Source organism: Hymenobacter artigasi, assembly GCF_012275535.1.
Classification (GTDB): domain Bacteria; phylum Bacteroidota; class Bacteroidia; order Cytophagales; family Hymenobacteraceae; genus Hymenobacter; species Hymenobacter artigasi.
The window spans coordinates 63003-75787 of the sequence record NZ_JAAVTK010000012.1 but is presented as its reverse complement, the minus strand read 5'-3'; the positions used below and the strand labels follow the sequence as shown (position 1 = coordinate 75787).

Genomic DNA, 12785 nt, shown 5'->3' with positions numbered 1-12785 from the left:
TGCACGTCGAAATTTGCGGTGCTGATTTCGCTTTCTGGCCACCTTCATGTCTGCTGCCGCCGAGCAGACCCCGAGCGCGGGCCAGCGCGGGGTGAACGAGGTTGCCCGGTGCCCGCGCATCTCCAGGGTCGCGCGCTACATCCGGCGGCGCACCATCCGTTCGTTAACGTGTTATTTTTCTGTTTTCTGGGAGGCCCCTTGCTCAAAAGCCAGTCTTGGCCACTTGGCTCATTGAGTACTTTAGTGAGCCATTACAGGACCTGTTCCACGCCCACGTCGGCGGCATAGACCTGTTTGCCCGCTTCCTCATCGCGGCCGACAACCTGCGCCCAAAGTCCGATTACCAGCAGATTCGGCAGCAGCGCTACGCTGCCTTCGACAGTGGGGCCGGGCTAGGCCTTCTAGCAGGGCTAGCTCACGCTGGAGCAGCTGCGCGACTACATCGCCGTGTGAGTGCTTCCGACCAGCCGTTGCGCTGGCAACGGCTGGTCGGAAGCACTCACACGGCGATGTAGTCGCAAATCATGGCCTTCTTTTGCAATGAGTCAACAAGGGCTATAAGTATCGAGCTACTTATTGTTTGTAATCAGAAAGTTATAAGCAGGCTACAGCTTTACGTAGTATAAGGCCGTTAGCGCAGACGGGCCGCTAAACCGGCTGTTATCGGCATACCCTGAACTTGCAAAAACCCGGCGCAGTGGCTCCAACTGGCATTTCCGCTTGACCCTTGCGCTATGCCTCACCCTGCCTCACTGCCTGCCTTCATCAGCGGTTGGCGGCCCGCCCCCCGGGTGTGCGGAGCCAAACTCGTCGTTGGCTTTCATTGAGCTGTTCACCGCAGATTTTAACAAATCAAAAAAACACCTAGCTAGTCTTTATTTACTTATAAGTCTTATAAGTCTTACAGGCTCCATAACTAATTGAATCATAATATTTTATACCCCTCATCTGCTACCAAATTGCCGTTATCTGCTACCAAATTGCCGTTTCCCGACTACCAAATTGCCGTTTCCCGACTACCAAATTGCCGTTTTGGGTAGGTGGCATCTGCTACCAGATTGCCGTTATCTGCTACCAGATTGCCGTTTCCCGGTTACCTAACTGCGGCTATCTGCTACCAAATTGCCGACTGATATTGGGGGAGTGCGTAACTTGAAGCCTCATCTGCTACCAAATTGCCGTTTCGTGGATAACCAGCTAACCGTCATTCCTCCGCGCCCGGAAGTGCGTCAGCATAATGCGCTGATTAATAGCTCGTTCGTGTTAAATACACTCGAATGGCGGGCTTTTACCGCGATTTTGTCCCGTATTCATCCGGACGACGAGGAGTTCAAGGAATACTTCATCCCTGCTCCCGAGCTAGTTGGCGATGAAACGGGGGGAAGTGCTTACTCGCAGATTAAGAGCTTAGCTAAGCGCTTGCTGAACCGCACGTTATACGTAGAGCTACTGGGCCCGAAGGGTGAGCGCGTCAGCAAACCAGACTACGAATACATCTCCTTTATTACCAAAGCGCGCTACATGCGGCAGCGTGGGGGGCTTTTTGTCAAAGTCAACCCTGATTTTGTCCCTTACCTGCTGCAACTCACGCAACGTGGAAACTTCACAAAAAGCCTGACGGCCGAGCTTAAGAGCCTCAATAGCAGTCATTCGTTTAAGATTTACTGGTTGCTTTCGGAGTACCGCACGTTTGGTGCGCGCACGTTCACGGTAGAAGACCTGCGCTTTCGACTGGGAATCCGGCCTGAAGAGTACACGGACCGGTTCAACAACTTTAAAGCAAAGGTTCTGGACAAAGCGCAGGAAGAGTTGGCTGACACGGACTTGCGGTTCGAGATGGAACTGCTGCGAGTAGGCAAAGCAGTCAAGCAAATCCGCTTTACCTTCAATGCGGGACCGTTGGTATTGGAGCCATCTGCTACCAAATTGCCGTTTGCAGTCGCCAAGCCTGCCACTGCAATGGAGCCCTGGGCGATGAGCTTGCTGGCAATGGGGGTTGCAGAAGCTGGCTGCGAGGTCATTCGCCGGCATCTGGTGGAGGGCCAGTACCCGGTTGACTACCTGGATTATGTGGTAGAAGTGCTTCAGCGCCCACGTAAAGCCAAGATTCGTAAGCCTGCTGATTATGCTTATAAGTGCATTACGGGCAAACTACTGCTGGAAGAATTCCGTCGTAGCCAGGAGGTGCTACCAGCTCCTGCCGTGAAGCCCGTTCGCAAATCTGTTGTCAAACCGGTTGCTGTGGCTCCGGCCGAAACAATATATCAGTTGGAGGAAGTACGGGAAATGTATGAAACGCCCGGGCCCTTTGCCAAGCAGGCGGACCGCGCCCCGACTTTTGAACAACACATTGAGCGCATATACCTCAGTCAGGGTTTCGTTCTTGACGTCAGGGAAGGACAGCAGGTGCTGATTTTGCGGCACTAACGCGGTTCTGATTGAATGAAAAATTGGGCGGGTGCCTGGCCGCATTTTGGTGGTGTGGGCGGTGGTTGTGCCCGGCAGCGTGCGCCCGTAACTACTGGTAAAGACGGTTATCAGCGCGATTAGGGGCTTTTCAGGTTCTGGTTCAGGCGTGGGCGAAATCGATGCGCATCGTCCATTCAGCCCCGCTTTCCGAATTGCTTCCATGCGTCTTGTCAGGCATACCGGGTAGAGTGCGGCATGTTGGGTAATCGGCCACCTGGGTTATCGAGGCTGCGTCGTGAACCTGATAGGGCTGTCCATTGCCTGGCAAATGCGGAGTGTCAGGTGATAGCGGGATAAACCGAAGGAGCTACTTCCTGAACAGACTCTAATTTTGTCGTTTCAACTTCATCCAAAATTCATCATCGCCATGAAAAAAAAGTTGGTCCTCCTTGGTCTTGCGCTGACTTCCCTCGGCTCCTGGGCCTTTTATCCCAGTCCGGATGCCTCGAAAGGCTACCTCATGCTGATAGGTAGTGGGCGGCCCGGCCCTTTATCCGGAACGCTGGAGCTGACGACCTTATGGCCCGATGGCCGGAAGGAAGTGCAGGCCCTGCCCGCCATCAAGATTGGCAATGAGCGCAATAGCACTTCGGCAGCCGTGGAGCTGCATCAGGCGGAGCTCGTAAAATTGAATAGCCTGTACAACCAGCAGTGGCGGCTGGTGAGCGTGGCCCAAAGCACCGTGGGTGTGGGGGCAACCACAGAAACGATATACTTACTGGAAAAACGCTGAGTCAATGGCCTGGCCCGGGCGATGCGGCTACAAAGCCTGGCGGCCCCTGGAAGGGCCCGCTGGTTGCTACTAACTGGAAGTATGAAAATTTTATTAGTCGAAGACGACCCGCAGGTGGCATCGTTTGTCAAGAAAGGGTTTGAGCACGAGGGCTACGAGCTGACGGTGGCCTTCGACGGCCGTTCGGGCTGGTCGCTCTACCAGCAGCAGCCCTACGAGATGGTGATTCTGGACGTGAACCTGCCCTACCTCAACGGGGTGGAGCTGTGCCAGCTCATGCGCGGCGGGCAGCTGCGGGTGCCCATCCTACTGCTCACGGCCCTCGACAGCCTGGCCGACAAGGAAGCCGGCTTCGCGGCCGGGGCCGATGACTACCTGGTGAAGCCCTTCGCCTTTCGGGAGCTGCTGCTGCGGGTGCGGGCCCTCACCAAGCGCTACGCCGAAACCAGCACGCCGCAGCGGCTGCACCTGGCCGACCTGGTGCTGAACCTCGATTCCAAGATTGTGACGCGGGCCGGGCAGCGCATCGACCTCACCACCCGCGAATACTCGCTGCTGGAGCACCTGCTGCTGAATCAGGGCCGCATCGTGTCGCGCGTGGACATTGCTGAGCGGGTATGGGAAGTCGATTTCGACACGACTACCAATATCATTGATGTGTATATCGGCTACCTGCGTAAGAAAATCGACCGGAATTTCTCGTCCAAGCTCATTCATACCGTGGTGGGTATGGGGTATGTGATGCGGGCGGAGTAGCGTTTTCAGGGTATGAGGGTGTGGGGGTAGGAGGGTGTGGGGGTAAGCGGATAGGAGTTTTGAAGTCAATTCCAGCTACTCCTACCCTCCTACCCCCACACTCTCCTACCCCCACACCCTCCTACCCTCCTACCCCCATACCCCCACACCCTCCTACCCTAAAAACACCATGCTGATTCGCAATAAGCTGATGCTGCGCTTTACCCTGCTGGTGCTGGGCATTCAGTTGAGCTTCTCGGCTTTTGTGTACTATTTCAATGCGGCGATGCGGGCGCAGCGCTTTGAGCATCGCCTGGCGAATAGTGCCACGCTGGCGGGCCGCCTGCTGCTGCGCCTGCCCACGCTGGAAACCGACCTGACGCACCGCTCGCGTCGGGGTGACCTGCTCACGCTGCCCCGCGAAGAAATCAGCATCTACGGCCCGGATAATAGGCTGTTTTACAGCAGTGACGACCACATCGACCAGGCCGCCAACCGGGCCCGGCTGGCGGGATTGGGTGCCGGCCGGCAGATGAGCTACCGGGCTCGGGGCTGGCTGGAAACCATCGGACTGGCTTACCCGGCGCCGGCCGGTGCGGGGCACTACCGCATCTTCGTATCGGCGGAGGACCGGGTGGGGCGGGCGCAGCAGGAGCGCCTGGGCCGGCTGCTGCTGCTGGCCAACATGGGCGCGCTGCTGCTCACTATTGCCGCGGCCTGGTTTTTTGCGGGCAGCGCCCTGCGGCCCGTCACGCGCATCAGCCAGCAGGCGCGGCGCATCTCGGCCACCAGCCTGGGCCGCCGGCTGCCCGAAGGCAACGGCCGCGACGAGCTGGCCCTACTGGCCCAGGATTTCAACACCATGCTGGCCGGGCTGGAACAGGCTTTTGAGACGCAGAAGAGCTTTCTGTCCAATGCCTCGCACGAGCTGCGCACGCCCCTCACCGGCCTGGTGGGCACCCTGGAAACGGCCCTGGAATACGACACCACCCTGCCGGAAGCCCGCCAGAGCATCACCCAAAGCCTGGACGCCGCCCGCCGGCTCAGCGCCCTCACCAACGGCCTGCTCAACCTGGCCAAGGTAGATGGGGCCCTGCCGGCCTTCACGCCCGTGCGCCTCGACGAATGCCTGACCCAGGCCCTGTTACAGGTACGCGGCGAGTACCCCGGCCGCGAATGGCGGGTGACTTTCGCCAACCTGCCCACAGAAACCGAAGCCGACCTGTTCATGCTGGCCGGCAATGCCGAGCTGCTGACCACCGCCCTGCTCAACCTGCTCGACAATGCCGGCAAATACTCGGCGGGCCCGGTGCGCACCGAAATAGCCTACGCCGACCCGCACACCCTGCGCCTGCGCGTGGCCGACGAAGGCCCCGGCCTCTCGCCCGAGGAGCTCAGCCACATTTATGAGCCCCTGTACCGGTCGGCTGGGGCGCAGGGGCGGCCGGGCTACGGCCTGGGCCTGCCCCTCACGCAGCGCATCATTCAGCGCCACGGCGGCCGGCTGGAGCTGACGTCGGTGCCCGGCCAGGGCACCGTGGCGGCGGTATGGCTGCCGGTGCTGCCGCTGTAGCGGAGGACGATTAGCGCGCAAGCCGCTTTCTCATGTTTTCTCATTCGCTTCTCATCTCGTTCTTAAGTCTGGTCGGGTCCTTTGCTGCCACCTCCACCTAGCGCCAGGCAGCGCCCCGAACACGATGATGGATTCTGAGTCTGAACCGACTAATTGGATGGCGCTGCTGCTGGGCGGGGTACTGGCGCTGTCGTTGGTCTTCAACGTATTGCTGCTGAAAACCCACGACGACTCCCTGCCCGAGGACGACAGCCAGGAGCTGACTGCTGCCACGGCCGAGCTGCACCACACGCAGCGCCTGCTCACGCAGTGCCAGGGCCAACGGCAGCGGCAGGACAGCCTGCTGGTGATGCTGCGGGCATACCCCACCGCCGCTGCCTCGCCGACTCCCTCCCCCGCTTTTTATTCCCCTAAATGACTGATTTACTGGTAAAATTGTGTCCGAATTCCGGGCCCAGGCAATTGACGTGGAGCCACTATACCTATTGGGCGGGCACGCTGGCCCTGGCCGCAACGCTGAGCAGCTGCTCGGCCGATGGCAAAAACCCAACGGCGGTAGCGCTGGATGTGCTGCCAGTCGTGACGATGAAAGCCTCCGAGCAGGAGCTGTTTCACGACTACGTGGCCGACGTGCAGGCCGTGCGCAACGTGGAAGTGCGGGCGCAGGTGGCGGGCTTTCTGGAGCATATTTATGTGGATGAGGGGCGGCCCGTGAAAAAGGGCGAGCTGCTGTTCCGGCTCAATGCCACGGCCTACCAGCACCGGCTCAGCCAGGCGCAGGCGGCCCTTATCAGCGCGGAGGCGCAGGCGAGTGCGGCCCGCCTGGAGCGGGGCCGGGTGCAACAGCTGGTGGAGAAGAAAATTGTGGCCAAAACCGACCTGGACCTGGCTAATAGCAAGGTGCAGGATGCCGCTGGCCGCGTGGCCGAAGCCCGCGCGGGCGTGGCCAGTGCCCGCACCAGCCTGGAATACACACTCATCCGCGCGCCGTTTGATGGCATTATCGACCGCATTCCGCTTAAGATGGGGAGTGTGGTGGAGGAAGGCACGCTGCTGACCAGCGTGTCGGACCTGAACGAGGTGTACGCCTATTTTAACGTAGGCGAGGGCGAATACCTGCAGTATGTGAAGGCCCGCCAGCTGCACCCCGACCGCCATTCCGACTCGGTGCGGCTTACGCTGGCCGATGGCTCGACCTACCCGCAGGAGGGCCGCATCGAAACCACCGAAAGCGAGTTCAACCCCAATACCGGCTCGCTGGCCTTCCGGGCCCGGTTTGCCAACCCGCAGCGCATGCTCAAGCACGGCGCGTCGGGCCGCATCCGCCTCACCAACACGCTGCCCACGGCGCTGCTGCTGCCGCAGCGGGCGGTGTTCGAAATTCAGGATAAAAACTACGTGTACGTGGTGGATAACGCCAATACCGTGCACCGGCGCAACTTCGTGCCCCAGACCCGCACCGGCGATTTCTACGTGGTGAGCACCGGCCTGCAGCCCGGCGACCGGGTGGTGTATGAAGGCGTGGCAGGCCTGAAAGACGGCCAGAAAATCACGCCCCGGCCCATGGTGCTGGACTCGCTGCTGGCGGCGCGGTAGCGGCTGGCACGAGTTTAGGCCCGGGGCTGGCGCGAGTTTAGCGCAGCGTAACTCGTGCCGAAAATGAGGGGGAGGCTGCGCCTCCCCTGCCGCGCCAGCGGCAAGCCGGGGCCGCGCCGCTGGGTTCGGGCGACGGCATCGGGCAACGACATCGTGCTGTTGCGAGGCACAGCCTCGCCCGAAAGCTGGTCACGAGTTACGCTACGCTAAACTCGCGCCAGAACCTATTTATCAAATAGCATAACCGCTTCATGTTCAATATCTTCATTCGTCGGCCGATTCTGTCGCTGGTTATTTCGGTGTTTCTGGTGCTGCTGGGTGGGCTGGCGTTGTTCACGCTGCCCATCACGCAGTTTCCTGACATCGTGCCGCCCTCGGTGACGGTGACGGCCAAGTACACCGGGGCCAACGCCGAGGTGTGCGCCAAGGCCGTGGCCACGCCGCTGGAGCGCGCCATCAATGGTGTGCCGGGCATGACGTACATGAACTCGGTGAGCTCCAACAACGGCGTGACGCTCATCACGGTGTTTTTCAAGGTGGGCACCGACCCCGACCTGGCCGCCGTAGGCGTGCAAAACCGCGTGACGACCATTCTGGACGAGCTGCCGGAGGAGGTAATCAAGGCCGGCGTGACGACGGAGAAGGAGGTGAACTCCATGCTGCTCTACCTCAACGTGACGAGCGACGACAAGGCGGCGGGCGAGAAGTTCATTTACAACTTCGCCGATATCAACGTATTGCAGGAGCTCAAGCGCATCGATGGGGTGGGCTTTGCCGAAATTATGGGCTCGCGGGAATATTCGATGCGCGTGTGGCTGAAGCCCGACCGGCTGGCGGCTTACGACGTGGGCACGGAGGAGGTGATTGCCGCCATCCGGGCGCAGAACGTGGAGGCGGCCCCCGGCAAATCGGGCGAGAGCGCCGGCCGGGCCGACGCGGCGGCGCAGTCCATGCAGTACGTGCTGCGCTACACGGGCAAGTTTTTCGAGCCTGAGCAGTACCGCGACCTCGTGGTACGGGCCAATGCCGACGGCTCGGTGCTGCGCCTGCGGGAGGTGGCCGACGTGGAATTTGGCTCGCTGACCTACGGCATGTCGTCGAAGGAAAACGGGCAGCCCTCGGCGGCCATCATGCTCAAGCAGCGGCCCGGCTCCAACGCCTCGGAGGTCATTGCCAACGTGAAAAAGCGCATGGCCGAATTGCAGGCCACGAGCTTCCCGCCGGGCATGAAATACAGCATTGCCTACGACGTGTCGCGCTTTCTCGACGCGAGTATTCACGAAGTAATGCGGACGCTGGTGGAGGCGTTTTTGCTGGTGTTCGTTATCGTGTACCTGTTTCTGCAGGACTGGCGCTCCACGCTGATTCCGGCACTGGCGGTGCCGGTGGCGCTCATCGGCACGCTGGCTTTCATGCAGATGCTTGGCTTCTCGATTAACCTGCTCACGCTGTTTGCGCTGGTGCTGGCCATCGGGATTGTGGTCGACAACGCCATTGTGGTGGTAGAAGCGGTGCACGCCAAGATGCAGGAGAAGCACCTGCCGGCCCGCGCCGCCACCTACGAGGCGATGTCGGAAATCAGCTCCTCGCTCATTGCCATCACGCTGGTGATGTCGGCCGTATTCATCCCGGTCTCCTTCATGGATGGCCCCGTGGGCGTGTTCTACCGCCAGTTTTCGCTCACGCTGGCCATTGCCATCGTCATTTCGGGCATCAATGCCGTGACGCTCACGCCGGCGCTTTGCGCCCTCATGCTCAAGCACACGCCGCTGGCCGAAGGCGAAAAGCCGAAGGGCTTGATGGGCCGGTTTTTTGCCGGCTTCAACAAGCGCTATGATGCGCTCTCGAACCGCTACCAGCGCTTACTGTCGGCCGTGGCCGGGCGGCGCGTGGTGACGCTGGCTATGCTCCTGATTTTCTGCGTGGCCACCTGGGGGGTAAATAAAATCCTGCCTTCGGGCTTCATCCCGACCGAGGACCAGGGCATGGTGTACATCAACGTGACCACGCCCGCCGGGGCCACCGTGGAGCGCACCGAGGCCGTGCTGGCGCAGGTGCAGCGCATTGCCAACCAGCTCAAACCCGTGGAATCGGTGTCGACGCTGGCCGGCTACAGCCTGGTGAACGAGGTGGCCGGCGCGAGCTACGGCATGGGCATGATTAACCTCAAGCCCTGGGACGAGCGGACGCAGTCGGTGGCCGAGTTCATTGCTGAGCTGGAAGAAAAAACCAAGAATATCAGCGACGCGGAAATTCAGTTCCTGCCGCCGCCCACGGTGCCGGGCTTTGGCAACAGCAGCGGCTTCGAGCTGCGCCTGCTGGATAAGTCGGGCACCGGCAACCTACAAAAAACCGCCGAGGTCGCGCAGACCTTCCTCACCGCGCTGCGCAAGGACCCGGCCATCGGCGGGGCCTTCACCAGCTTCGACCCCAACTTCCCGCAGTACCTCATCCACGTCGACCAGGACATGGCCGCCAAAAAGGGCGTGACCATCGACGCGGCCATGAGCACCCTGCAAACCCTGATGGGCTCGTATTATGCCAGCAACTTCATCCGCTTCGGGCAGATGTATAAGGTGATGGTGCAGGCCGGTCCCGAGTACCGCGGCCGCCCCGACGACCTGCTGGCCCTGCACGTGAAAAACAACCGGGGCGAGATGGTGCCCTTCTCCACGTTCGTGCGGCTGGAGCGCGTGTTCGGCCCCGACCAGCTCACGCGCTACAACATGTACACCTCGGCCATGCTCAACGGCGACGCGGCCCCCGGCTTCTCGTCGGGCGATGCCATCACGGCCATCGAAAAGGTGGCTGCCAAAGTGCTGCCGAGCGGCTACGCGTACGAGTGGAGCGGCATGACCCGCGAGCAAATCCTGAGTGGCGACCAGGCCCTGTACGTGTTCGGCGTGGTGCTCATTTTCGTGTACCTGCTGCTGGCTGCGCAGTACGAAAGCCTGCTACTGCCCCTGCCGGTGCTGCTGAGCCTGCCCACGGGCATCTTCGGCGCCTTCCTAAGCCTCAAGCTCCTGGGCCTCGAAAACAACATTTACGCGCAGGTAGCGCTGGTGATGCTGGTGGGCCTGCTGGGCAAAAACGCCATTCTCATCATCGAATTCGCGGAGCAGCGCCGCCGCGCCGGGGCCACCGTGATGGCGGCCGCTATCGAAGGCGCGGTATCCCGCCTGCGCCCCATCCTGATGACGTCGTTTGCCTTCATCGCGGGCCTCGTGCCGCTGGTTATGGCCAGCGGGGCCGGGGCGCTGGGCAACCGCTCCATCGGCACGGCGGCGGCGGGCGGTATGCTCATCGGTACGCTCTTCGGCATGGTGCTCATTCCGGGGCTGTACGTGCTGTTTGCTTCGCTGGAGAAGGTGAAGAATCTGGAGGATGATGCTGGGGTGACGGTGGAGGAGGAAGAGCGGGAGCTGGTGGTGTAGACTGCGCTGCTGGCCCTGCGGTAACCCCACCTCCTCACCCCACCCCCTCACCCCCTCCCCGATGGGGAGGGGGAACTAGTTTCTAGTAATGGCGTGATTTGTTAGTTAAAACATTATAAATCAATTTATTGCACTGATTTTTAAAATTCGAAACTAGTCCCCCCTCCCCATCGGGGAGGGGGTTAGGGGGTGGGGTTACCGCAAGGCCAGCCCCACTTCATCAACCAATTCCCCAAAATGCGCTTTCCTGCTCTCTTCTTAACCTCCCTCCTTCTCGCCACCGGCTGCCGCGTAGCCGCGCCCGCCGGCCCCACCGCCGGCCCCGCCCTGCCAGCGCAGTTCACCCAAGCCCGTGCCATCGTCGATACCCTCAATGCCGGCCGGCAGCCGTGGCGGCATTTTTTCCAGGATTCGGCCCTGACGGCGCTGGTGGATACGGCGCTGCGCCAGAACCTCGATTTGCAGGTGGCCTTGCAGCGCGTAGAAGCCGCCCGCGCCACGTTGCTGGCCCGGCGCGGGGCCCTGCTGCCCACTGTGGCTGCCACCGCCTCGGCTGGGGCCGACCACTACGGGCGCTATACCCTCAACGGCGTGGGCAACTACGACACCAACTTCTCGCCCAACATCGACGGGCAGCGGCGCATTCCGGAAAGCATGACGCCCGACTTTTTCGTGGGCCTGCGCAGCTCCTGGGAAATCGACCTGTGGGGCAAATTGCGCAGCCGCCGCCAAGCCGCCTACCTGCGGGTAATGGCCACGGAGCAGGGCCGCCATCTGGTCACGACCACCGTCGTTTCGGAAGTAGCCCGCTTCTACTACCAGCTGCTGACCGCTGATAGCCAGCTCGCTACCTTGGAGCGCAACCGTGCCCTGCAGCGGGAGGCGCTCCGGCTCATGCGCGTGCTGCAGCAGAACGGCCGCGCCAATTCGCTGGCCGTGCAGCAGTTTGAGGCCCAGGCCCTGCGCACCGAAAGCCTCGCGTACGAGGCCCGTCAGCGCGTGGCCGAAGCCGAAGCCGGCCTCAACCAGCTGCTGGGGCGCTACGATGGGGCCATCACGCGGGGACGGCCGCTGCCGCGCCAGGTGCTGCCCGTCCGCCTCGGGGCCGGCATGCCTGCCACCGCCCTGCTGCGCCGGCCCGACGTGCGCCAGGCCGAGCTGGAGCTGCAGGCCGGCCGCGCCGATGTGGATGCCGCCCGCGCCGCCTTCCTGCCCGCCCTCACCCTCACGCCCTACGTGGGCCTCAGCTCCTTCCGGGCCAGTGCGCTGCTCGACCCCGCCTCCCTGGCCTACGGCGCGCTGGCCGGCCTCACCGGCCCGCTCCTGAACCGGGCGCAGTACCGCGCCGACTATCGCCTGGCCGTGGCCGGCAGCTACGAGAACTACTTCCGCTACCAGCAGGCCCTGCAAACCGGCTTCCGCGAGGTGGTCACGGGCCTGCGGGGGCTGGAAAACTACCGCGCCGCCGCCGCCGCCCGCCAGCGCGAAGTAGCCGTGCTCACGACGGCCGTGGCCACATCCAACGAGTTGTTCGTGGCCGGCTACGCTACTTATCTGGAAGTGATTACCGCCCAGCGCAGCGTGCTGGAAGCCGAACTGAGCCTGGCCGACGCGCGGCAGGCGCAGCTGCTGCAAAGCGTGCAGTTGTACCGGGCGCTGGGCGGCGGCTGGGAGTAAGGAGCGGGCCGAATGAGTTGGCTTGACGGGACTCTCATAAGTTCTCATTTCCTTCTCATCTCGTTCTTAAGTCCAGGCCGCACTTTTGGTAAATGCTGCTGCGGCACCGTTGCAAACCCCCTATTTTAATGACCTAATCGCCATGACGATGCAACATTCTCCCAATGATATTTACGTGACGAAGCTCGACCACCAGCGCCTCACGCACCTGGTTCGCCGGGAACACACGAGTGCCACCAACCGCCTGGTAGCCACCCTGGAACAGGAGCTGTCGCGCGCGCATCTGGTCGATTCCTACGACATTCTGCCGGACGTCATCACCATGAACTCGCGTCTCAGGCTGCGGGCCATGAACAACGGCGAAGAGCTCCATTTCACGCTGGTGTACCCGCACGATGCGGACGATGGCCAGCACCGGGTTTCCATTCTGAATCCCGTGGGAATGGCCGTGCTCGGCTGCCGCCTGGGCGACAAGGTGCGGCTGCCCCAAATCAAAGGCGTTTCTACTTACTGGATTGAGGCCATCCTGCACCAGCCCGAAGCCGCCGGCGACTGGGTGAGCTAGTCT

General features: G+C 61.7%; 9 protein-coding genes. All 9 read left to right on the top strand.

Translation table 11 applies throughout. The features are described from left to right. The first annotated feature begins 1185 nt into the window (after window positions 1-1185). The 9 genes from HBN54_RS17520 to HBN54_RS17480 all read left to right on the top strand — a co-directional run bounded on the left by HBN54_RS17520 (window position 1186) and on the right by HBN54_RS17480 (window position 12782). Entirely contained in the window at window positions 1186-2427 is a 1242-nt protein-coding gene (locus tag HBN54_RS17520) for a replication initiation protein (protein WP_168674525.1), read from the top strand. Between the two features lie 409 nt (window positions 2428-2836). Then, window positions 2837-3202, top strand: a complete 366-nt coding sequence (locus HBN54_RS17515) for a hypothetical protein (protein WP_168674524.1) — start codon at window positions 2837-2839, stop codon at window positions 3200-3202. An 81-nt stretch (window positions 3203-3283) separates the two neighbouring features. Next, window positions 3284-3958: a response regulator transcription factor gene (locus HBN54_RS17510; RefSeq protein WP_168674523.1), complete on the top strand. Its 675-nt coding sequence runs from the start codon at window positions 3284-3286 to the stop codon at window positions 3956-3958. A gap of 169 nt (window positions 3959-4127) precedes the next feature. Beyond that, window positions 4128-5510, top strand: coding sequence for a sensor histidine kinase (locus tag HBN54_RS17505; protein WP_168674522.1), 1383 nt, complete (start codon window positions 4128-4130; stop codon window positions 5508-5510). A 157-nt stretch (window positions 5511-5667) separates the two neighbouring features. Beyond that, window positions 5668-5928: a hypothetical protein gene (locus tag HBN54_RS17500; RefSeq protein ID WP_210428100.1), complete on the top strand. Its 261-nt coding sequence runs from the start codon at window positions 5668-5670 to the stop codon at window positions 5926-5928. Beyond that, window positions 5925-7106, top strand: a complete 1182-nt coding sequence (locus HBN54_RS17495) for an efflux RND transporter periplasmic adaptor subunit (RefSeq protein WP_168674520.1) — start codon at window positions 5925-5927, stop codon at window positions 7104-7106. The genes HBN54_RS17500 and HBN54_RS17495 overlap by 4 nt, the downstream gene beginning before the upstream one ends. Before the next feature lie 251 nt (window positions 7107-7357). Next, a complete protein-coding gene (locus tag HBN54_RS17490) occupies window positions 7358-10540 on the top strand; it encodes an efflux RND transporter permease subunit (protein WP_168674519.1) in 3183 nt (1060 codons plus the stop codon). Between the two features lie 237 nt (window positions 10541-10777). Continuing rightward, complete coding sequence (locus HBN54_RS17485) at window positions 10778-12217, top strand: efflux transporter outer membrane subunit (protein WP_168674518.1); 1440 nt, start codon at window positions 10778-10780, stop codon at window positions 12215-12217. A 148-nt stretch (window positions 12218-12365) separates the two neighbouring features. Next, on the top strand, window positions 12366-12782 hold the full coding sequence (locus tag HBN54_RS17480) for a GreA/GreB family elongation factor (protein WP_168674517.1): 417 nt from the start codon (window positions 12366-12368) through the stop codon (window positions 12780-12782). Window positions 12783-12785: the final 3 nt, after the last annotated feature.